At 50.3% G+C, this 23,360-nt stretch carries 16 protein-coding genes and 1 pseudogene; 14 read left to right on the top strand and 3 right to left on the bottom strand.

The window, feature by feature from the left end; genetic code table 11:
* Positions 1-6: 6 nt before the first annotated feature.
* Positions 7-945 (top strand): aldo/keto reductase, encoded by a 939-nt coding sequence (locus FHS16_RS06850; protein WP_183560243.1) that lies wholly within the window; start codon positions 7-9, stop codon positions 943-945.
* A 28-nt stretch (positions 946-973) separates the two neighbouring features.
* On the opposite strand, the gene FHS16_RS06845 is transcribed toward FHS16_RS06850, so the two are convergent.
* Positions 974-1,756 carry a helix-turn-helix domain-containing protein gene (locus tag FHS16_RS06845; RefSeq protein WP_312890798.1) on the bottom strand — a complete coding sequence of 261 codons (783 nt, stop codon included), beginning with the start codon at positions 1,754-1,756 and terminating at the stop codon, positions 974-976.
* A 168-nt stretch (positions 1,757-1,924) separates the two neighbouring features.
* Between FHS16_RS06845 and FHS16_RS06840 the strand changes: the two genes are divergently transcribed.
* The 3 genes from FHS16_RS06840 to FHS16_RS06830 all read left to right on the top strand — a co-directional run bounded on the left by FHS16_RS06840 (position 1,925) and on the right by FHS16_RS06830 (position 4,038).
* Positions 1,925-2,734: a phytanoyl-CoA dioxygenase family protein gene (locus FHS16_RS06840; protein ID WP_183560241.1), complete on the top strand. Its 810-nt coding sequence runs from the start codon at positions 1,925-1,927 to the stop codon at positions 2,732-2,734.
* Positions 2,734-3,600 (top strand): sugar phosphate isomerase/epimerase family protein, encoded by an 867-nt coding sequence (locus FHS16_RS06835; protein ID WP_246431632.1) that lies wholly within the window; start codon positions 2,734-2,736, stop codon positions 3,598-3,600. The genes FHS16_RS06840 and FHS16_RS06835 overlap by 1 nt, the downstream gene beginning before the upstream one ends.
* Positions 3,601-3,690: 90 nt before the next feature.
* Positions 3,691-4,038 (top strand): hypothetical protein, encoded by a 348-nt coding sequence (locus FHS16_RS06830; protein ID WP_183560240.1) that lies wholly within the window; start codon positions 3,691-3,693, stop codon positions 4,036-4,038.
* Positions 4,039-4,093: 55 nt separating this feature from the next.
* Here the strand turns inward: FHS16_RS06830 and FHS16_RS06825 are convergent, their stop codons facing one another.
* Entirely contained in the window at positions 4,094-5,773 is a 1,680-nt protein-coding gene (locus tag FHS16_RS06825; protein WP_183560238.1) for a DUF11 domain-containing protein, read from the bottom strand.
* Complete coding sequence (locus FHS16_RS06820) at positions 5,770-12,477, bottom strand: CLIPPER-2 domain-containing protein (RefSeq protein ID WP_183560236.1); 6,708 nt, start codon at positions 12,475-12,477, stop codon at positions 5,770-5,772. The genes FHS16_RS06825 and FHS16_RS06820 overlap by 4 nt, the downstream gene beginning before the upstream one ends.
* 308 nt (positions 12,478-12,785) lie before the next feature.
* Between FHS16_RS06820 and FHS16_RS06815 the strand changes: the two are divergent.
* The 10 genes and pseudogenes from FHS16_RS06815 (at position 12,786) to FHS16_RS06770 (ending at position 23,319) form a co-directional block, all read left to right on the top strand.
* Positions 12,786-14,138 (top strand): annotated as a pseudogene (locus FHS16_RS06815) (glycoside hydrolase family 30 protein).
* Positions 14,139-14,226: 88 nt separating this feature from the next.
* Positions 14,227-16,029: a sensor histidine kinase gene (locus FHS16_RS06810; protein WP_183560234.1), complete on the top strand. Its 1,803-nt coding sequence runs from the start codon at positions 14,227-14,229 to the stop codon at positions 16,027-16,029.
* Positions 16,007-17,068 (top strand): response regulator, encoded by a 1,062-nt coding sequence (locus FHS16_RS06805; protein ID WP_183560232.1) that lies wholly within the window; start codon positions 16,007-16,009, stop codon positions 17,066-17,068. Before FHS16_RS06810 ends, FHS16_RS06805 begins: the two co-directional genes overlap by 23 nt.
* Positions 17,069-17,169: 101 nt before the next feature.
* Positions 17,170-18,465: an ABC transporter substrate-binding protein gene (locus tag FHS16_RS06800; protein ID WP_183560230.1), complete on the top strand. Its 1,296-nt coding sequence runs from the start codon at positions 17,170-17,172 to the stop codon at positions 18,463-18,465.
* 92 nt (positions 18,466-18,557) lie between these two features.
* The gene (locus tag FHS16_RS06795) at positions 18,558-19,442 is read left to right on the top strand and encodes a carbohydrate ABC transporter permease (RefSeq protein ID WP_183560228.1); all 885 of its coding nucleotides are present in this window, start codon (positions 18,558-18,560) and stop codon (positions 19,440-19,442) included.
* Complete coding sequence (locus FHS16_RS06790) at positions 19,439-20,266, top strand: carbohydrate ABC transporter permease (protein WP_183560226.1); 828 nt, start codon at positions 19,439-19,441, stop codon at positions 20,264-20,266. The genes FHS16_RS06795 and FHS16_RS06790 overlap by 4 nt, the downstream gene beginning before the upstream one ends.
* The gene (locus tag FHS16_RS06785; protein WP_183560223.1) at positions 20,267-20,560 is read left to right on the top strand and encodes a hypothetical protein; all 294 of its coding nucleotides are present in this window, start codon (positions 20,267-20,269) and stop codon (positions 20,558-20,560) included. It begins immediately after the preceding gene.
* Positions 20,561-20,874: 314 nt separating this feature from the next.
* The gene (locus FHS16_RS06780) at positions 20,875-21,963 is read left to right on the top strand and encodes an LLM class flavin-dependent oxidoreductase (RefSeq protein ID WP_246431653.1); all 1,089 of its coding nucleotides are present in this window, start codon (positions 20,875-20,877) and stop codon (positions 21,961-21,963) included.
* A 244-nt stretch (positions 21,964-22,207) separates the two neighbouring features.
* Entirely contained in the window at positions 22,208-22,513 is a 306-nt protein-coding gene (locus FHS16_RS06775; protein WP_183560219.1) for a chorismate mutase, read from the top strand.
* A 50-nt stretch (positions 22,514-22,563) separates the two neighbouring features.
* Complete coding sequence (locus FHS16_RS06770; protein ID WP_183560217.1) at positions 22,564-23,319, top strand: DUF3891 family protein; 756 nt, start codon at positions 22,564-22,566, stop codon at positions 23,317-23,319.
* Positions 23,320-23,360: the final 41 nt, after the last annotated feature.

The following is a 23,360-nucleotide window of genomic DNA, read 5'->3' as shown; positions in this document are numbered from 1 at the left end:
TATAACATGGAATATATTCAAATTAAAGGTTCCCCGAAGCAGGTATCCCGATTAATGAAGGGCTCGGATTATTTCTATCATCATTCCTACGAGAAAGCGGCTGCAAACCTGGATGCTTTCATAGCGATTGGCGGCAACTCTGTCGATACGGCGCATATTTACTGCGGCGGACAGAGCGAGGAAGTTATTGGACGGTATATGCAGGAACGTGGAAATCGGGAGCATATGGTCATTCTGACCAAATGCGCACATCATGACCATAACGGTCCACGCGTGAACAAGGAAGCGATTCTTGCCGATTTGACAGACAGTCTCGCGCGGCTGCAGACCGATTATATTGATCTTTATGCGCTGCATCGTGACGATCCTGCCATACCGGCGGGAGAAGTTATCGAAATATTGAACGAGCATATCCAAGCAGGCAGCGTACGGGCGATTGGGGTATCGAACTGGACATGGCAGCGGATCCAAGAAGCGAATGCGTATGCCGATGCCAAAGGGCTTGTCGGCTTCACGTTCAGCAGCCCAAATCTAAGCCTTGCGAAAGCGAACGAGCCATTCTGGTCCGGCTGTGTTTCTGCGGACGAAGAAACAATCGCTTGGCATGAACAGCAGCAGTTTCCGCTGTTATCTTGGTCCTCGCAAGCGAGGGGCTTTTTTACAGGCAGATTCTCGCCGGAAATTCGTGACAATGCCGATCTTGTACGCGTATTTTATAGCGACGATAACTGGGAGCGCTTGGAGCGCGCGAAGCAGCTTGCTGCTCAAAAAGGCGTCAGCGCGATCCAGATTGCGCTTGCGTATGTGCTTAATCAGCCGTTTCCGACCTGCGCGCTAATCGGTGCGCAGTCCATCGAAGAGCTTCATTCCTGCGACGCGGGCTCGCTTATTGCGCTGACGAAGGAAGAAATGGAGTGGCTGGATTTGGCTGCTCAGAAAGTATAAGCTTGCTGTATATGCAAGAATGGAAGGGCTACTCTACGCGGGTAGCCCTTTCTTTTTTGTATGCTCTCGGGCTAAGGCCGTAGGCGATACGGAATAAATCGGCAAAGTGATTGTAGTTGTTGAAGCCAACGTCAAGCGCTGCCTCAGTTGCGGTTCTGCCCATATGCTCCATGAGCAGTGCAGCCTGCTGAAGACGCAGTCGATTCAAATGCTCGATAATCGTCCCGCCCGTCTCCTGTTTGAATAGATGAGATAGTCTGGAGAGTGACAGTGATGCTGCGCCGGCTACATCCTCGAGCCGAATCGAGCGGGTCATATTGCGAGATAGATATTGCAGAGCAAGCTCAATTCTAGGGTCAAGTCTTTTTTCAAGAAGGCGAGCAGCAAGCAGAATTATTTCGCGCAGCGAATTCTCGCACAGCATATGCCAGAAGCTTGCCTGCTCTCTTGAATCTGTCAGCACATTCTGAATCGTTTGCATTACTCGCTGGAAGAGCTGACCCTCCGGAATGTCAGCGATAATGATTTCGTGGTTCGGCAGGTAGTCGATTTCAGGTAGTTTTTGAAAATGAGCCCAGTAGAAATGCCAGCGTTTGCCCTTCGAGGTTCCGTACTCATGCGGAATGCCGGAACGGAGAAACGCGATTTGGCCGCTTTGGCAAAGCTGTTCTTCCCCGGCAGTCCGCAAGTAGCCTTCTCCTTCCAACGTAAAAAATAGGAGCCAATCCTCCATGCCGCTTGGTCTACGATGCTTGTAGGTGTCCGTTTCATCAAGGCGTCCGCCGAATAGATTGTTGTACGAGGAGCTTATATCAGACTTTGTCTTGTCTGCTGGGATTTAGGCAAGGCGCATTCCTCCATGAAATAATAAATAGCAGAATACCGTTAGTTTTCAGCAGTAAGCTTGCTTCCTTAAAAATAGCGATAGTCTTATGATGATGTCAAGAAGATTAAATGAAAATCAGAGGAGAGAGGCATAATGGCTAATCCGTTCATTTCTTTAAATGAAGAGCAGCGCGAGCAATTTCGTACAGAAGGTTACCTTATCGTCAAAGGTTTGTTCACGGAGGAGGATGTGCGTACCATTGAAGATCGCTTTGAAGCGATTAGCCATCAAACGATACCTGGCTTGTTCGAGCCTGATCTGAGCGAGAACGCTGATGATCCGCTCAAGCGTTATCCGCGTGTCATGCATCCGCATCGCTTCGACGAGGTCGCTAAGCAATTTATGCTTCATCAGCCCGTGATGAATGTACTTGGCGAGCTGTACGGCGAGGAAGCGCTGGCAGCGCAAAGCATGTTCTATTACAAGCCTCCTGGCTCGCGCGGCCAAGCGCTGCATCAGGACAATTTCTATTTGCAGGTTGAGCCGGGCAACTGCATTGCGGCTTGGACGGCCATCGATGCGGCAACGGAGGAGAACGGCGGATTGCTTGTCGTCCCGAAAACGAGCGAGCATGAAATAAGCTGTCCAGAGCTAGCAGATTCTTCGGAATCATTTACGACCCATTACGTTAAGCCGCCTAAGGAGCACAAAGCGATGCCGGTTATTATGGACAAAGGCGATGTTTTGTTTTTCAATGGGAACTTGATCCATGGCTCGTACCGCAACAAGACGAAGGATCAGTTCCGCCGCGCCTTTATTTGCCATTATGCGAACGCTTCAGCAACCCATATCAGCAACCATTACCGCCCCCTGCTTCGTCAAGACGGCACGCCTGTCGATTTGGAAATCAATCCGAACGGAGGGCCTTGCGGCGCTGAATTCGACATGGCGTATCCTCACTAATGATGAACAATTGGCGGAATAAGCTGCTGGTCGAAATGTCGTGGTGGGGGATGGAAGGATTAGCTGGAACGGCAGGATACGCGGCAACGACAGAGGAGAAGATTAAACGAATCGCGGAAAATGGCTTTGACGGCATAAATGCTTTCGTTCCTTCCTCGGATGACAGCCAATTATGGAAGGAAAAGCTTGAGCAATACGGCTTGTCCTTCAGCGTAAACGCATACCCTGCGTCCACTGCGGACATGTCGGCTTTTATTGAGAAAGCCATCCAATTCGGCAGTGTGGACTATATAAATGTCCAAGTGATGAAGCCCTTCCTTACCGGAGAACAGGCACTGGAGCTTCTGTCTGGAATTGATGCGCTATCTAGGCATGCAGGGATTCCGATCTTCATAGAGACACATCGCGGCACCATCACCCAGGATTTGATCCGTACCCGGCAATTTCTTGAAGCGCTTCCGGAGCTTCGGCTTACAATCGATTACTCGCATTATGTGGTGGCTGGCGAGCTGCATACCATTTCCTCGGAGGCGGAAGAGATGCTGCAAAGCCTGCTGCCGCACGCAGGCAGTATCCACACGCGGATATCAAACGGCGAGCAGGTTCAGATCGATCCAGGCGAAGCAGGCGAGCACCCGATGCTACCCCATTTTGCAAGATGGTGGGAAGAAGCCATGGATCAGTGGCGGGCAGCAGAGCGAAGGGAGAGTGACCGCTTCCCCGTTGTTATCGAGCTGGGACCGGCACCTTACGCGATTACAAGAGATGAGGCGGGCGCTAGGCGGGAGGAGCTTGGAGACCGGTGGTCTCAAGCGTTGTATCTGAAGCAGTTGGTGAGGCAGCTTTGGCAGAAGGGATTGCAATAAGGGAAGAACTTTGGGGTGAGCGAAGCTTACCCCTTATTTAAATTTTTGGCAAAATACATATTTGGTCGCAAGCATATTAAAACTTGACTCTTGCAAAAAATTGTTGGGCACCACACCTCAACTGGTTACTTAGAACTGGAATTAAATCCAAAAAGTGACCTGGAAGAATTTGCAGAAGTTTTTGCAGGTTACAAAGACTTGTATCTCATCCATAGCGCCCATTATGAAGACAAAAAAGATTCAACAGACCCCATGGTCCAGCATGTACTGTATTCTTTGGAACAAAAGGGGAATTTGATAGCTCAATTCGAAAATTTAAAATCTAGGAAGTCGGTAAACGGTGAATCTCTGCTGGAGAAAGTTTATGAAGAAACTTCCAAACTGAATAAAGAGCTTTACCCGGATTTCAGCAATCAAAACAACCTAAATGTAAAATAGAAAGTCCTTTCTCAATAGAAGGGACTTTCTATTTTTTTTGTAGTTTCATGATAGGCTATTCGTCATCACCGGTTACGGTAACCTCGAGTACATTGGAGCTTGCCTCCCCGCTAAAGCTTCTTCCGCCTGCGTCATACGTGAAGCGCGCTCTTACATAACCAATCACATCATCGGAGAGAATCGCGTCGGTAACAATTGCCGAGTATACGATCTGCAGGCTTGCGCCAGGCGGAACGCTGCCGAGATACCAAGTTCGGTTGCCGTCATAAGCTTCCGGGCCTAAGCGGGCGCCGTCTACGCGATAGGTTCGTGGCAGCAGATCGACGCCGAAAGGAAAGTCGCTTGTGAAGTAGACGACAGCAGCTAAATTGCCTTTGTTCATGAGGACAGAGCGAACGGTTATCGTATCGCCATACTCAACCACAGGCGGCATTACGCTGCCAGTCAGTTGGATGACAGGTGCAGCTACGGCCGTAGCGACCGTGTTCGAAAGGCTGGTATTGCCTACGACCCTGCCATCTGCAAGGCGAAACGTATAGGCGACCTTTGCCGAATTGATCAAGGGAGCGGTAGATGCGAGCTGCAGCGGTATTTTGGCTGCAAAGGTAACGATGGTTTGAGAATTTCCGAGCAGCGTACCGAGATTCACGCCATCTTCGAATGAAGCGCCAGGCTGTGGAATGCCGTTCAGTTTCAGGCTGTTTGCCATAAATAATATGCCTGCAGGCAGAATATCCTCGAGAACGGCATCGACTGCGGTCGTCTGGGCGTTCCTAATGGCTACCGAATAGAGCAAGATATCGCCAGGCACGGCGATGGTTTGGTCGACCTGCTTGTTAATCAGGATCTCCGGCTTGATGAGAATGACGGAAACTTCGTTCGATTCCGTATAGGTCTGCGCACCGTTAAGCAGGTAGCGGATTGTAGCTTGGCTAATCGATACATATTCGGTTTGATCGGTGGTTTGCGTACGGTACGTGACGATGACGGTCGAATTCGGCCGTAAGGTACCGAGTGGAAAGCCTGATCTTGGATCGGCTCCCGGTGTAATAATTCCGTTTATCGTAACGCTGCCGGGGACAAAAAGTACCCCGACAGGCAGGTTGATAAAAGCAAAGGCATCTCTAAGGCTGAGATTTCCGTCGTTCACGACGGTTAGCTCATAGGTGACATAATCGGAAACGAACGTTTGGTTCGTGCTTGCCCGGAGGCGTGCGTACAGGGAAAGGGCATTGACGGGCGTAACGAGCGTATTGGAGTACGTACTGCTCGTTATTGAACGCCCTTCCGCTGTTTGGAAAACCGCATCAGCCCGGGCTTGGTTAACCAGCTGCAGCGTGGCTGGAATCGACACGACGATAAGCTGGAATACGACGCGAGCAGAAGCTAAGGGCGCCAAGTTTCCGACAGCGATGCCGATGTCCGGATTCGCTCCGGGAGCAGGAGCGCCGTTCAGCAGCACGCTGTTTGCAACGAAGGCGGTCCCTTCCGGAAGCTTGTCGGTTAGGGTTACGGTTCCTGTCACATTTCCGTTGTTAGTCAGAAGCAGCTCATACGTAATCGTGCTGCCGAGCAGTGCTTCACTCTCGAAAGCACGTTTGACAATGGCAACTTGCGTACCGATTAGCGCGGTATTAACCGTATTCGAGTAAGTGACAAGCTCGACGCTTCCGGATGCAAATTGCACGAAGGACTGATTTTGAAGCATTGGGTTGCCGGCAGGTGACGGACTCATATCGTGACGACCACCACTTCGAAGCTAACCGTTGAGCTGGCACCTGCGGCAATCGTACCGACTGAGATGCCGGAATTTGGGTTAGCTGCAGGCACTGGCGAAAAGTTCACGAGCACGCTGCCGGCCGTAAATACGGTTCCCACTGGTACGGGATCGACGAGAATGACATTGTTGACCGGTGCGATGCCGTTATTGGTTACGACGATCGTGTATAGAATCGTATCGCCAACTACGGCATCAATGACCGATGCGCTCTTCACAGCCGTTACATTCGGTGAAGAAACCGGAATCGACAAGACGTTGGACAATATCGTACCCGTCAGCAAACGGCCATCAGGCGGCGAATAGGAGAAATTAGCCGAAGCTTGGTTGATAAGCTGCTGCGGAGAAGGCAGTGCATCGACGGTTACCTCAAGAGTGATCAACACGCTGATTGATCCGCCGGCAGGAACGGTTCCCACAGGTATGCCGGTCGAGGGATCAATGCCCGGCTGCGGGACGCCGTTGATGAGTACGCTGTTAGGTATGAAAGCCGCGCCGGTTGGTATCGTATCGAATACGGTTGCTTGGGCATCGATATTGCCTGTATTCGTAAGCGTTAGGGAGTAGGTAATCGTATCGCCGACCGTTGCATTCGAAGTATTGGCCGTTTTGAGAAGCGCCAGAATCGGTTGATAGACAGGCGTTACAAGCGTGTTGGAGAAAGTATTACCTGAGAATGCGCCTGAAGTAAAGCTGATTGTCGCTCTGTTGCTCAGCGTGGCCGGGCTCGGGAGTGAAGTCACGAGTATGTTGAAATCGATCAGGACGGTTACGCTAGGCGCGATCGTCCCGATAGAGATTCCGACAGTCGGGTCTGCAGCAGGCCTAGGCGTGCCGTCGACGACAACGGTTCCTGCGACGAAGGCTGCGCCGGCCGGGATCGGATCGACAAGGAGCACGTTATTAATATTCACGATTCCGCTGTTCGTTACAGCAATGCGATATGTCACGGTATCGCCAACGACAGCATCAATAACGGTCGTGCTTTTGACAGCTGCCACGTTAGGCGCTGATACCGGAATCGATAGCGTATTCGTATTGAAAGCTCCGTTCAAAGTCCGCCCGTCCGGCAACGTGAAGGAATATGTCGCGGAAGCTTGGTTGACGAGCTGCTGGGAAGGCGGCAAAGCATTGACGACTACCGAGAACATGACGGAGGTCGGAGCAGATACAGCGCCTAGTACGATGCCCGAAGCAGGATCCGCGCCAGGCAGCAGCTGGCCGTTGACGATGACGCTGTTCGTGACGAAGCTTGTGCCTGCCGGAATCGTATCGGTCAGCGTTACGTTGCCTGGATAATTCCCGGTGTTTTGCACAAGAATGGTATAAACGACGGTGTCGCCTATCGTTGCATTGATGGTATTTGCACTCTTTGTGCCAGTCAGAATAGGTTGATAAACGGGAACGATGACAGTATTGGAGAACGTGACGCCGGAGAACACGCCTGATGTAAAGCTGACCGAAGATCGGTTGCTAAGCTCAGCAGGATTCGGCAGCGAGATGACGGTTACGTTGAAGCTAACGATTACGGTTTGGCCCTGAGCTATCGTGCCAATGGCCACGCCGGTCGCCGGGTTGGCAGTTGGTCGGGCTACGTTGTCGACTAGCACGCTGCCGGGAACCAAAGCACTGCCGACAGGCAAAGGATCGGTGAATATGACATTATTGACGGCGGCAATGCCGCTGTTAAGAATGGCGATGGAATAAGTAACGACGTCACCGACGGCGACGGACGTTGATAATGTGCTTTTCGTTACGCTGACGTTAGGCGCCGATACGGAAATAACAACCGTATTCGAGCTGCCGCTGCCGCTGAGCGGCCGGCCGCTTGGCAGCGTGAAGGCGAAGGTTCCATTCGCTTGGTTCGAGAGCTGCTGCGGATTCGGCAGCGAATCGACGATTACCGAGAATACGACCGGAACGGTTGTATTCGGCGCTACCGATCCAACCGCGATACCAGAAACAGGGTCTGCTCCAGGCTGCGGCGCACCTCCGACGAGAACGCTGTTGGCCACGAAAATTGTTCCTGCCGGGATATTGTCCGTCACCGTAACAGTACCGGGATAATTGCCTGTATTGCTGACGTTTATCGTGTAGCTGACCGTATCGCCGACCGTGGCGTTAATGGAACTCGCGCTTTTGGCAAAAGAAATGATCGGTTGGTAGACTGGCGTGTTGACGAGATTGGAAATCGTATTTCCCGAGAATACGCCCGATGTAAACGTGACGTTCGCTTGGTTGCCGAGCTGGCCGGAAGCGGGAATAGAGATGACGCTCAACTGGAAAGTGACGGTTACCGTAGCTGAAGCGATAATGGAACCGAGAGATATTCCGTTGACAGGGCTTCCCGGTACAGGCGTCCCGTTAACCGTCACACTGCCTGACACGAATGCAGCCCCGTCCGGAAGGGGATCTGTCAATACGACGTTGTTGATGGTTTCGATTCCGCTATTGCTGATGGCTACCGAATAAGTAATGGTATCGCCAAGCGCAAGATCAATGGCTGTAGTGCTTTTGACGACGGCAACGTTCGGCGCCGATACGGGAATCGATAGCGTATTGGACACGGCTGAGCCATTCAGCAGCCTTCCGTCAGGAGGCGAATACGTATACGTCGCGGATGCTTGGTTAACGAGAAACTGCGGGCTAGGCAGCGTCGTTACGATAGTTGAATAGGTTACCGGAATAGTGGCGCCTGGAGGGACAGAGCCTACGTTGATGCCGGTCACTGGCGAGACTCCAGGCTGCGGAACGCCTCCGACCACTACGCTATTATCAGAGAATGTAGTACCCAGAGGAAGCAGGTCAGTTAAGTTCAGAAGCGCCTCGACATTCCCAGTATTGCTCACAAGAACGGTGTAAGTAACCGTGTCTCCGAGCGTTGCGTTCGCCGTATTGGCGCTGAGCACCAAGCTGATTTGCGGCTGCGTGACCGGTGTGGTCGTCGTGTTGGATGAGGAAGAGGCCGAGAACGCGCCCGATGTAAAACTTACTGTTGATTGGTTCGTAATCTGTGATGGTACCGCCATCGTTACGCTCACCTCGAATGTTACGGTAGCCGAGGCGCCCTGAGCCAAGGTACCGATTGGAATGCCGGAGGATGGCGATGCATCCGCCCGGGGAGTGCCATTAACGCTTACCGTTCCGCTGACGAAGGCTAGATTCGAGGCGAGCGGATCATTAAGAATAACATTGTTGACCGGAGCGATACCGTTGTTGGTAACGACTGAAGTATAGATGAAAGAATCGCCAACGACTACAGCGGTTGGAAGTAACGATTTCACAACGGATACGTTCGGCGGTGAGACCGGGATGGAAACACTGTTCGAAAGTGAATTCCCGAATATTTGCCTTCCGTCAGGGAGCAAATAGTCGAATGCCGCACTTGCCTGATTCACGAGAAACTGGGGAGTCGGCAGCGAAATCACCGTAACGACAAAGCTGACCTCGAACGTGGCTCCGGCAGGCACGGTGCCGATTGGAATGCCGTCTGACGGGCTGAGACCGGGATAAGGAACCGAATTGATCAAGACGCTGTTCGTATCAAAGGCTGAGCCTGCCGGGATATTATCTGTCAATACAACGTTCGCCGCGGCATTGCCGCTATTGGTTACGTTAATCGTATAGGTGTACGTATCGCCGACAGTGGCGCTAGCCGTACTAGCGGATTTGGCAAGGCTAATGATTGGCTGAAAGACGGGAATACTGACCGGCTCGGAAATCGATGATCCAGTGAAAGCACCTGACGTATAGGCGACGCCTGCACGATTGGTATACGCAGCCGGATTAGGCAAAGAGACGGCCGCGAGCTGGAACATGATGGTTACGGAGGCTGACGGGCTGATGGTGCCAAGTGAAATACCTACGCCCGGATTGGCACTGGATGGAGCTCCGTTGATCGTCGTGCTGCCAGCGACAAAAGCGGTGCCGCTTGGAATATCGTCCGAGACGATTACGTTGCTGACAGGAACGATGCTGTTATTGGTGACGATAACGGTGTAAATGATGATATCGCCTATTGCTGCTGCGGTGTTGCTTGCTGATTTGGTGATGGATACATTCGGCGCTTGCGCGGTCAGTGTTGTCGTATTGGACAAGCTGCTTCCGTTAAGCGCTCTTCCACTCGGCAATTGATAGGAAAAGCTTGCCGTTCCTTGATTGACTAAGGTCGGTGGCGAGGGCAGCGTGTTCAGGGCGACTTGGAATAATACCAATGAGCTGCCTGCAGGCACAATGGAACCAAGAACGATACCGGTTACCGGGCTTTCTCCGGGCCTGCTGATACCATTTACGACTACGCTGTTTGGCACAAAGGACGTACCTGTCGGAATGTTGTCTGTCAGGGTGGTCTGAGCCGCGAGATTTCCGGTATTGTTAACGATAAAGGAATAGGTAACGATCTGGCCTACGGTTGCGCTTGTGGGCGACCCGCTTTTTGTGATGCCAATTATAGGCTGGTACACGGGTGTAGCTATGCTGTTGGAAAGTGAAAGACTCGTAATTGAGCCTGAATTATAGGAAATGGAAGCTTGATTGGCAAAGCTGCCCAATGCCGGAACGGTAACGGCGGTAATGGCGAATGTAACCGTAACGGAGCTGCTTGGTGGAATAGCGCCGATGCTAATCCCGCTTGAAGGGTTGGCTGTCGGCCGGGCTGTTCCGCCTACGACAACGCTGCCTGCGACGAAAGAGGCGCCTGCAGGAATAGCATCCGTCAATATTACGTTAGTGATAGCGGCGATTCCGCTGTTCGTAACGACGACGGTATAGGTCATGCTTTCTCCTACCGCAATATCGACGAAGCTTGCGCTTTTCACGGAAGTTACGTTCGGGAGCCTGACCGGGATCGTTATGGTATTGGAGGCGAATGAGCCTGTAAATATCCGACCATCTGGAATTTGATACGAAAAGGATGCAGTGGCTTGATTCACAAGCTGCGGCGGGGAGGGCAGCGAGTTGACCTGCACTTGAAAGGTAACCGTTGATGCTCCTCCCGCAGCAACGGAACCAATCGCTACGCCAGCAGGCGGATTGGCACCGGGCACAATTACGCCGTTGACGCGGAAGCTGTTCGGAATATAGGTCGTTCCCGCAGGAATATTATCGCTCAACGTGACGGTGGCAGCGTTGCTGCCTGTATTGGATACCTGCAGCGTGTAAGTAACTTGATCGCCTACCGTCGCATTTTGCGTATTTGCGCTTTTGACCATGGATAGATTAGGAGCATATACCGGTACCGTAACGGTATTCGACGGAATCACGCCGGTTATGATCGGTCCGCCGGCAACGCTCTGGAAGGTGAAAGCAGCGTTGGCTGTACTGGAAATCTGAGCGCTGGCAGGCAATGATGTAACAACCGCTTGGTAAGTGACGGTGATTGAAGAGGCTAAATTCAATGAACCGAGCGGAGCGCCTGTTCGAATGTCAAAGGTAGGCTTCGGTACGCCGCCAACGACAACGCTGCCTGGAACAAAGGTTACGCCGGGAGGCAGCGTGTCGGTTAGAACGACGCTTGCGGCATTCGCCGTGCCTGAGTTGCTGACGGTGACGGTAAACGTAATGACGTCTCCGATTGTAGGTCCCGTTGCATTCTCGCTGAGTACTACATTAATAATCGGTGCATTGATATCGACCTGGATTGCATTGGCGTTAAGCACGTATGCATCGCCTGAGGTTGTTAATGAAAGCACGGCAGAGCTTTGGTTATTCGTTAATCTAGCCGAGATATCGACATTTGTAATATCCCAGCCCTGCCGACCGCCGACGATATTAGACCCTGGCGCTCCGTTCGTTTGATTGCGGTTGCCGAACGTTCCGGTAGTATTCAATGCGCCGGCATTGTTATTGATCTGTGAAGCGAAGAAGTTGTTGGCGAAATTGTTCGTTCCCGATAAGGCGACGAGAGTGGCGGCGGTTGGACCGAATAAGGCTTGATCTCCCGTCCGGTTGGCATCGCCTTCTTGCGCGCTGAACAAAGCCCTGCCGCCTAATGCGCCTGAGATTGGCGTAGCGAATCCGGTGATTGTCGTATTAACGGGTCCGGATGTGCTTTGCACGAGTACGGCGCCTGCCCTCAGAGACATATTGCGGAAAGGAAGGGCAGGGTTCTGGTAAATAACCGCCAATGTCCAGCCGGCATGATTCGCTGTGGAATCACCGGGAATCACGATTGTACCAACGACGCTGCCGGTTGAATAAGTGCCAGCCATGCCCGCTTGGACAAGTGAAGTCACATTCGCAGAGCGAACGTAACCGAATGCGCCGCCTCCGAGGTCAAACGTATTGCTCGTTGCCGCATCCGGCGACACGCTTGCTGTGGCAGCAGGGGTAATAAAGGTAACGGGATTGTTGATCGCGGCGCTCAGGTTCACGCTTCCGTTAATGTAGCTCCCGCCCCATATGAGCTCTGCGTAAAGTATGGTGCTGCCTACGGGAAGGACAAGCTCAGCAGCGGCGCTGTTGACTAAATAGTTGCTCGTCGTCCCAAAAGGGTATGTGCCAAAACGAACGGCAGTGTTCGTTGTGGTGAAGGCGCCGATACTGTCGGAGGTTCCCGGGACGCCTGCTGTTTCCGAACGGCTGAGACCCAGCGCATTGCCCGTGAACGTAATGGCGCCGGTAGCATTAAAGGTTGCTCGGACGACCAGAGGTATTGGATTCACCCCCTTTGAATGAATGAATTGCAGCGCGAGTTGCCCATTTTACCCATTCTCCGCTGGTTAAGCTAAGTAGACCTTGTTTTAATTGTATGTGTGAACCTTGAAAAACCTGTTTGTACAACAAAATTTATGCGTGCCCGTCTCCATTGGATACAAATGCATGCCATCTGACATCATAGGGAAGATAAAGCGATTCAATCCTTGTGAAGGTTTAATATTGTCCAACCGCAGGAACTAAATTTGTCTAATTAAACGCTTACATCCAGCGCTTATAATGAAAAAAACGCTTACAAGGAGTTGGGTTTGCGGGAATGGAACAGAAACGGATACAATGGTTGTCTAGTATAGAAGAAGATCGATGGGAAGATAAATCGGCAAAAATCGCAGCTGATACAGAGATCGGCAAACCTAACCTTACGGTCACGGAGGACCAGTATCAATGGTTGGAAGGATTCGGCGGCTGCTTCAACGAGCTTGGCTACGTCTCATTGAAGCATTTGACGGATGAGGAACGAGGCAAAGTAATGTTTGACCTCTTTCATCCCGAGGGAGAGCAAGGATTCAGCATTTGCAGACTGCCGATCGGTGCGAGCGATTATGCGCTGGAATGGTACAGCTTGAACGAAAGCGATGGAGATTTGTCGATGGAGCATTTCTCCATTGACCGTGATCGAGAATATTTAATTCCCTATATATAAGAAGCCTTGAAGCTTAATCCGAATTTGCAGCTCTTCGCTTCGCCATGGAGCCCGCCGACGTGGATGAAGTTTCCGAAGTCCTATAACTACGGAACGCTTCGCTGGGAGAAAGAAATATTGGAGGCATATGCACTCTATTTCGTTCGTTTCGTGCAAGCCTACAAAGAAGAAGGCATAACCATCCATCAAGTGCATGTTCAAAACGAGGTTGTCGCCGATCAGAAGTTTCCATCCTGCGTATGGACGGGCGAGCAGCTTCGCGAATTTATCCGAGACTATTTGGGACCGGCATTCGAGCAGCATGGCTTGGATACGGAGATTTGGCTGGGCACCATTAATGCGCCAGAAGAATGGGATGAATGGCTGAAAAAGAAGTCATCGGATTTCAACGCCTACGCGAACACCGTCTTAAGCGACCCGGAGGCGTATAAGTACGTGAAGGGCGTCGGCTACCAATGGGCCGGCAAGCATGCCATACAGCGCACGGTTCAAAGCTACCCGGAGCTTCGCTATATGCAAACCGAGAATGAATGCGGTGACGGGGAGAATACTTGGTTTTATGCCCGGTATGTATTTAATCTGTATCAGCATTACTTCGTGAACGGAGTGAATGCTTATATTTATTGGAATATGGCGCTCGAGCCAAGGGGTCGAAGCACTTGGGGCTGGGAGCAGAATGCGATGCTTACGATCGACAAGGAGAACGGAAGCGTTACCCGCAATCCTGAATTTTACGTCATGAAGCATTTCTCGCATTTCACATCTCCGAGTGATAGACGGGTCGGATTGCAGGGGCCTTGGGCAGGCAATGCGATTGCGTTCAAGAAACCGGACGGATCGCATGTTGTTATTGTCACGAACCCGTTCAAGGAACAGCGGGATCTGCGCTTAGCCATCGGCGGCACAAGGCTGCCATTCCGGCTCGAACCTGAATCCTTTCATACGATCGTGGTCCCAATCGGATGACGAATGCAAGCAGACTAACGCCAGCAATTACGTGGCGTTAGTTTTTTGCGCCATATTGGCTCGAAATCATTGGAGGAGTTGTACAGCTATGATTTCCAAACTTTTTAGGCTGCTGACGGAGCCATTCCGCCGAAGCATCCGCAACAAATTAATTTTTACGATGATTTTTTTATCGGTTGTTCCCATTATTGCGGTAACGGCATTGGCAGCTGAGAATAACCGCAAATCGATGGAGACGGAAGTCATTAGCACGAATTTATCCAATATGAAGTGGACAGGCATTTATTTGGGCGAGCAATTCGCGCAGCTCAACAACCTCGTCTATACGGTGCTAATCAGCCCTCACTTGAGCGACTATTTGGCGAGCACGGAAGGCTCGGTGCTGTATAATCCCTATGCCGCGCAAAAAAACATAATGGACACGCTCAACAACTTATTTTACTCCGCGGGCAATCACGTTGTCGGAGCCGGGCTTTATCTGAGAGAGCCGGGCAAGCTGTTCAATATCAATGCCAACCAGTACGACCTTAAGTCTACGACAATTACCCCTTCACCCTACAAGAGGCTGTTTGAGGAGGACAAGGACTTCATTATTCAATCGACAAGCGGCGATGAGGGACAATTCCAGCTGGTACGTAGCATTAACCGGTTCGAAAACCGCGATAAGCTGGGAGGCATCTCATTGAATATCCGGTGGTCCATGCTGGATCAGACACTCGCTTTGATCGGTCGAGGCGAGGAGCATAGGGTATTTATTGCTGGCGACGACGGCAGCGTGCTCTATCAGCCTGTCGGGGAAAAACCATCCGATGAAATCATGGACCGCGTAAAGCACGCCACTGAAGGACAAGGCTACTTCAAACTGCCCAAAGCCTACGTGTTTTATAACACGATCGACCCGGTGGGCTTAAAGCTTGTGACGATCATCCCTACCAGCTTTATTAACAAAAGCGCGCAATCGACCATGCGATTCGGACTTATCGTCGGTGCCATCTCTATCGCCGTATCCATATTGATTGCGATCCTACTCGCATGGCGTACGGCGACGCCAATCGTCACGCTAGCGCGTTCGATGCAAGGTCTTGGCTTGATCAAAGAAACGGAGCTGCCGCAAAGCAACCGCGTGGATGAGATCGGACTTCTGGAGACAAAGCTCTACAATATGTCCTACCGGATTAGAGAACATATCAAGACGGAGTACAGCATCAACCTCGAGAAAAAAACAGCGGAGCTTAAGGCGCTGCAGGCGCAAATCAATCCGCATTTTTTGCAAAATACACTCCAGATGATCGGCAGCATGCTGTTCACCAAAAAACCAGCAGAAAGCTACGAAATCATTAGATCTTTAAGCGATATGTTTCGCTATGTCATCCGAGACCCTAACGATCTTGCTAGCCTAAAAGCCGAGATGGAGCACTTAAATAATTACATGCTCATTCAGAAGCAGCGTTTCTCTTCGAGGCTTAGCTATTCGATCGATGTCGACGAGCTTGCGCTCGCCTGCTCGATTCCGAAGCTTACCCTTCAGCCAATTGTGGAAAATGCCTTCTTCCATGGCTTGGAGAATAAATCAGGAAGCTGGGAGCTGTCCGTCTCCGTTGCGCATGCGCAGGATGCGGATGCGGTGCATATTCGCATCCAAGACAACGGGGTAGGCATTCAAGAAAAGAAGCTCGCGGATCTGAAGCGGAGGCTGAACAATCAGAGCGGACAGGTGTGGACGAGAGGCAACCGCATCGGCATACAAAATGTCGCTTCCCGCATTGCGATGCATTTCGGGACATCATACGGGATAACGGTAGAGAGCGAGCATGGAGCGGGGACGCTGGTAACGGTCATCATACCAAAGGAAGCAAGAGGTGAGCTAGGTGATAAAAGTATTGATCGTTGACGATGAAAGCTGGACAAGAGATATTATTAAAGCCTTTGGAGATTGGGAGCAGCTCGGCATGGTCATTGCCGGGGAAGCGGAGGATGGACAGGATGCTCTTCGGCAGACGGAGGAGTTGGCGCCGGATATTATCATTACCGATATGCGGATGCCTGGAACGGACGGCGTCCAGCTGCTACAGCTGCTTAACGTCCGATTTCCTCAGATTAAGACGATCGTCGTAAGCGGTTATGATGATTTCCAATATGCCAAGCATGCTCTGCGATACAAAGCGATGGACTATTTGCTAAAGCCCGTGGATCCAAAGGAGCTTAATACGGCGCTGCTCCATTGCAAGAATAGTCTGGAAGCTGCGCAATTGGATCGCGGAGCTTGGTCGCTGGACTTGGATATTTCCATAACGCTGGGCACATACAAGCAGCTCGTAAAGTCCCATTACAATGAACTGAACAAGGAAGGCATAGTGTCGACTCTTACCCAGATGATGAATGAGATTGAAAAGATCGGAAACGGTAAGCCGGCTATTCTTGAGCAAGTGATTCAAGAGATGATTCTGCTGCTCAAAGAGCTGATGATTGCTAATTCGCAGGACACTGATCGTTTGAGCGCGATTTATGGGCAGGAAGTGATAGGATCCAGTACAGCGACGTGTACGTTTCTCACTCTTTATTATGAGGAAGCCTTGGATCAGCTCATCCTGCATCGCAAATTCAAAAACAAATTGAATTTGGACGAAGTACGGCATTACATGGATAAGCATTATTCCGAGTCGGTAACACTAGAACAGCTAGCAAGAGCTTTTTTCGTAAGCAAGGAGTATTTAAGCAAAATGTTCAAGCAGGAGTATGGCCGCAATGTAACGGATTATATGCTGCATTTGCGTATGGTGAAGGCTAAGGAGTGGCTGCTCGACGAAACCATTCCCATTAAAGCGATCGCAGAGATGGCGGGTTATGAGGATATCACCTATTTCTACCGCGTATTCAAAAAGCATTTTGGCATAGCGCCAGGTGAAATGAGAAAAAACAGCGAGGTTTAAAATTGTCCAACGAAAGTGTCTAATTCCGTCCAATTATACGCTTTCAAAAATCTATTACAATGAAAGCGTAAACAAAACAAGCTTCTGGGAGGTCAAATTAGATGAAAAAAATGATCAAGGGTCTACTCGTTACCGTACTTGCTACTACGCTGCTTGCAGGCTGCGGCAATAATGCAAATAATGCGGAAAGCACGAATGAAGGGGCAAGCGGCGGGGGAGAGGCCAAGAGCGTCAAGCTGAAAATGTTCATCGCGCAGCCGCGCTTCAAAGAGCATTATGACAAATATATCGCGGATTTCGTAGCGAAAGAGAAAGCCGAGAAAAATATCGACGTTTCCGTTCAACTGGAAATGCCGACTGCCGATAACGCTGCTCAAATCTTGAAAACAAGATTGGCTTCGAATGATGCGCCTGATATTTTCGCTCTGCATGCGATCAACGAAATTCCTTCCTACTATAAAGCCGGATACTTGGAAGACTTGTCCGACCAGCCTTTCGTGGGCAAGCTGCTTGACAGCGTCAAACCATCCGTGACGACAACGGACGGCAAGGTTGTAGCACTGCCGCTTGAAACTCTGTCTTGGGGCTACCTGTACAACAAAAAAATATTCACGGAGCTAGGCTTGACGCCGCCAACGACATTAACAGAAATGAAAGCCGTCGTCGAGAAGCTGAAGTCCAATAATGTAACGCCTTTTGTGCTCTCTTATAAAGAAGCGTGGATTCCGCAATTGGTACTGCCGCTGGCGGCTGGCGCGATTATCAACACGAAGGATAAAGATTTCATTGAACGTATGAACAAGGATGAAGGCTCCTTCACAGAAATGAAAGAGATGTTCGATATCTTTGATCTCATCAACGCCAATGGCACGGAGAAAGCAACAGAGGTAGGCGGCGATGACGGCGCGGCGGCATTCGCGGCAGGTAAAGGCGCAATGTGGCTGCAAGGTCCTTGGTATGCAGAAACGATTCTGAAATCGAACCCGGATTTGGATTTCGGAGTGGCTCCGCTTCCAATCAACGACGATCCTAATGCGACTTTGATTAACCTGAGCGCATCTACTTCGCTGGCTGTTTCGAAGACGACTAAAAATAAAGAGGTTGCGCTTGATTTCATGAACTACGTGCTTGACGATACGGCTTCGAACGGTTTCTTCCAAGCGCTGAAGTTCAACCCGCTTGCAAGCGTTCATACCTACGAAAGCTATCCATGGGTGAATGATGCGACAGCTTACGTCAAAGAAGGAAAATCCTATCAGGATCCAGCTATACCGCAAGCTGTTAAAGACGAGGTAGGCAAAGGCTTGCAAGCGTACTACGCAGGCCAGATTTCACAGGACGATGTGCTCAAAGCGCTTGATAAAGCGTGGAAATCGTACAACAAAGTAAACAAGTAATGTAGATATGCCTAGGGATGAAGAGGAGAAGGTTTCCCGTCTTCGCTTCATCCCTTCTATACTTAGAGACACATAGGAGAGGGGCGGATACTGTGCCGATCAAGAGCTACAAAAAATACATCTCGCTGTTAACATTCGTCGGGCCTGCATTTATTTTATATGCCGTCTTCCTGCTTATTCCAACGCTCGGGGGCATGTACTACAGCTTCACGGATTGGAACGGATTAAATAGAGATTATGATTTCATTGGCTTCGGTAACTTCGTCGAGGCGCTTAAGGAAGATCCTGATTTCGTATCTTCGATATTTTTCACGTTGAAATACGTGCTGTTCATGGTCGTGCTGCAAAACGTATTCGCGCTGCTGCTAGCCGTTTTTATTGAATCACGCAAAAAGTCGAAGGGCTTCTTCCGTACGATCTTCTTTATGCCCAACATGATTTCTACCATTATCAGCGCTTTTATGTGGACCTTTGTGTTCGCGCAGGTTATTCCGCAAATTGCCGAAAAAACGGCGATCTCGTTTTTGGACCAGGCTTGGATCGGCGATCCCCAAATCAGCTTTTTCTCCATATTGACCGTATCGCTATGGAATGGCGTCGGATACATGATGATTATTTATTTGGCCGGTTTGCAAGGCGTGCCACAAAGCTTGAAGGAAGCAGCGGTCATCGACGGCGCTTCCGCTTTCCAAACGTTCCGTAACGTCACGCTTCCAATGATTACGCATGCGATTACGATTTGTTTCTTCCTGACCTTGAATGGCGCATTCAAAGTGTTTGAGGTTGTGTACGGCTTAACCGGCGGCGGTCCTGGACGGAGCACGCAGGTCATTACGATGAATATTTATGAGGAAGCCTTCTCGAACAACTTCCGGTATGGGTATGCCAGCGCCAAATCGGTTATCTTGTTCGTCATCATCCTCATTTTCACATTGATTCAAATTCAAGTCATGAAGAAAAGGGAGCTGGAAGCATGAATCAGAAAAAACCAACGTCGATTCTCATTACGGTTCTGCTGTCCATCGCAGCGGCCATCTCCTTTTTCCCTATTTACTTAGCGGTAATCAATTCTTTCAAGACTCAGGGGCAAATGTTCGCATCATTCGTTTCCTTGCCTACGAGCATTTCATTCGACAACTACGTAAACGCGTTTAAACAAATCAATCTGCTCAACAGCACGCTCAATTCGATCATTATTTCAGTGATCGGCATCGGCGGCATCGTGTTATGCGCGTCGCTCGCCGGCTATAAGCTATCCCGAACCAGCGGCAAAATAAGCAGCATCCTATTTTTCCTGTTTATCGCTTCGATGCTCGTTCCATTCCATTCGATTATGATTCCGCTAACGAGAATGGCTAAAGCGTTATCGGTGCAAGGGACTACCTACGGGCTAGCGATCATCTACATCGGGCTTGGCGTCAACATGGCGGTCTTCCTGTACCATGGCTTCGTAAAGTCGATACCGAGAGAGCTTGAGGAAGCTGCGCAGATCGATGGCTGCAACGAATATCAAACGTTTTTCCGCATTATATTTCCGCTGCTCGTGCCCATTACGGTTACGATTGCGATTCTGGATTTCCTTTGGATTTGGAATGATTTCCTGCTGCCGCTCCTAATGCTGACGGACGTTGAGAACTACACGTTGATTCTGTCAACGAATACGTTGTTCGGAGAGTACAACAAGGAATGGGCGCTCATCCTTGCAGCACTCGTACTGACGGCAATTCCCGTTATCATCATCTACTCCTTTTTCCAAAGATTCATTATGCATGGGATTGCCGAAGGTGCGGTTAAAGGTTGATTGGAGCGGGATAATCCGTCTTTATTAATCCAAAAAACGACGCTCGTGAGTGCGGTCAAGGAAGCGGGCTTATGGCATGCTGAACAGGAGCTTGCTTTTCCGATTGTCGTTAAATCAGGCAAGAACAAAGCGGGCAGCTTTATTCGCTATTATTTCAACTACTCGGCTGCCGCTGTTTCATTCCCTTACGTGCAGGGCAGCGGCGTGGAGCTTATGTCAGGGTGCAGCATCTTGAGCGGCGAGACGATGGAACTGCAGCCTTGGGGCTTTCTGGTGATTAAAGAAGCGATCTAAGAATAGAGACATGCAAAGGCTGGAGCAGGATTGACTTGCTTCGGCCTTTTTTGTAATAGAGGAAAGGATATCATTTCACCATACTTTCTCTCTATTTTTAGCCGCCAGAGGAGGGATTCAATCGATTATGCTTGCGTAAGCTAATAGGCGTTGGTGCATAGCTATAGGCATATTTCCTTGACGAAATCAAATTGCTTATGTACCATTACTTACGAATAGTAACTACGGTGCGAGAGATAGATAACGATAGGTCTGCCGCAGGAAAACGAACGAAAGTGGTGTTAGTCATCAAAGAGGAAACACATCAGTCTGGCTTGCTTCCCACAGAGAATCAGCCGCTTGATTTTGAATTCGGCATTTATACGTTGGGAGATTTAAGCACGAGTCCCGCCAACGGATTATTGGCGAGTCCGCGTGCTCGGATGAAAGAAATTGTAGCCGCTGCGATGCTGGCCGACGAGGCAGGCATTGACGTGTTCGGCGTAGGCGAACATCATCGGCTTGACTTCGTTATATCCTCCCCTCCCGTCGTTTTGGCTGCCATCGCTCATGCTACAAAACGGATAAAGCTGACAAGCGCGACAACGGTTCTTGGCACATCGGATCCGGTGCGCGTATTCGAAGACTTTTCAACCTTGGATTTGCTCTCCGATGGACGTGCTGAAATCATTGTAGGCAGAGGAGCGTACGTCGAATCTTTTCCGTTGTTCGGCTACGAGCTTAGCGAATATAAAGCGTTATTCCAAGAAAAGCTCGGCTTGCTGTTATCGCTGAATGAACAAGAGAGAATCAGTTGGTCCGGGCACTATCGTTCGTCTTTGAAAAATGCAGAAATTGCGCCGCGTCCCTTCCAGTCTCGTCTGCCTGTATGGGTCGGAGTGGGAGGCACCCCTCAAAGCGCGGAGCTTGCCGGTCAATCAGGCACCGGGATGGCCCTCGCGATACTTGGCGGCGATCCGGCAAGATTCAAGCCGCTTGTTGACCTTTACCGGTCTGCAGGCCTTCAAGCTGGTCATATGCCGGAGGCATTGCGGGTCGCCATCACAAGCCATGCCTATATCGCAGACACTATTGAGAAGGCAAAGGCTGAATATTATCCATATTATGCGAATTACGTGAGCAGCTTCATGAGTGGACAAGGCAGAGGCGAGACGATGACACGTGAGCAGTTCGATTTGCTTGCGAGTCCGATGAGTGCGTTAGCGGTAGGCAGTCCCGAGCTCCTAGTCGAGAAAATTTTGGCTCAACATGAGCTGTTTGGGCATAACCGCTTCATGGCACAGTTTGATATCGGAGGCATTCCATTCTCAAAGGTGGCCGCGTCCATCGAGCTGCTTGCCGTTAAGGTCATGCCCGTTGTTCGCAGGGAACTGCGGAAATCCTCCATGGATCGTGTGCGTTAATGCTATCTGCATCCAAACTGAAGGACTGTTGCAAGCCATCACAGGCTAGCTTCGGTTCTTTTTTGATGGATATACGCACGCTTACGGCGTGGAAACCGGCACCCATTCTTCTTGTTATTGGCAGGCTGACTCAGGCGGCATCAGTCTCATTTGGATGGCTTCGGATTAAAAGGCAATTCGAATAGCTGAAATGGCTTTGGTGATGGTACAATAATAGGAAAACTGACAGATAAGGGAGAGGCGCATGAAGGCTTCCAAGCTAGATGAGTTAAGACAAGATATAGACCAATTGGACCAAGAAATGATTTCCTTGCTTGCAAAGCGGTTTCAATTGACGGAGGAAGTGGGTATTTATAAGGCAACCCATAAGCTTGCTGCTCAGGACTCCGGCCGCGAACAGCAGCAATTTGATAAGATAAGGCGTCTGGCAGAGAGCCGGAAACTTGACGGAGAGCATGCTTCAGTCATTTACCGTTGCATTATGGATTTAGCGATCGCCAGACATAAGGAGATTGAGCAAGCCCATAAAGAGAGCGCATCTATCCTTTAAATCGCATGTCAGAATCTACCGTTTATTTCATGAAGAAAGGAATGGTATCGTTGATCATATACGAGAAAGAGGACTCATATATCTGTATTGCACAGCATGACCATGCTAGAATTTCTGGCGATCTGCTCAGTGCTTGGGCGGATGAACTGTTCGGCAGCGAGGATAGGAGAGAGGAGCTTAATCTGGCAGCCTATGAGCATGACAGCAGCTGGATTGAGCTTGACCGGATTCCGCTTTGGAACGATGCGGCAAGCGCTCCATTTTCGTTCCGAGATTTTCCAGGCAATATACGTTTCGTCTTCTACTCCAAGGCAATCGACCGCCTGCAGGAAACAAGTGAATATGCAGCGCTGCTGGGCAGCATTCTTTACACAACGCTAGCCGAAAGATTTCGCAACGAAGATACGATCTCCTTTGTCGAAGGCGAGTTTGCTCGGCAAAGCGTCATATTGGAGAAATTGCAGTTAAACGTGAATCTGCTCCAGGAGCATGCCAAAGCACTGCTGCTATGCGACGAGTTATCTTTGTTTGCATGCATGGAGCCGCCGGGGACGCCTCGCGAGCACTACGAGTGGTTTGCGAATGGATTTCCATATTGGTTCGACCGCACGGGCGGAACGAGCTTGATCGCGGAATGGAAAGATGAACGGACGATCGCGCTGGAGCCGTATCCGTTCAGCAGAATCGTTGAAACGAGGTTGTTTTACAAGGAAGTTGGCAAGGCTGAAGCAGCGAAGCTTGGCATTTCGCAAGTCTACCAGAAGGCTGAGCTTCGTGAGCAGGTCATAACGATTGTCCCGAAATGATGATGGTCATGAATTACACGTAAAAGAGGCGATTCCCAACC

The organism is Paenibacillus endophyticus (assembly GCF_014192395.1).
GTDB classification, from domain to species: domain Bacteria; phylum Bacillota; class Bacilli; order Paenibacillales; family Paenibacillaceae; genus Pristimantibacillus; species Pristimantibacillus endophyticus.
The sequence above is the reverse complement of the archived record's forward strand: the minus strand, read 5'-3'. Positions and strand labels throughout refer to the sequence as shown.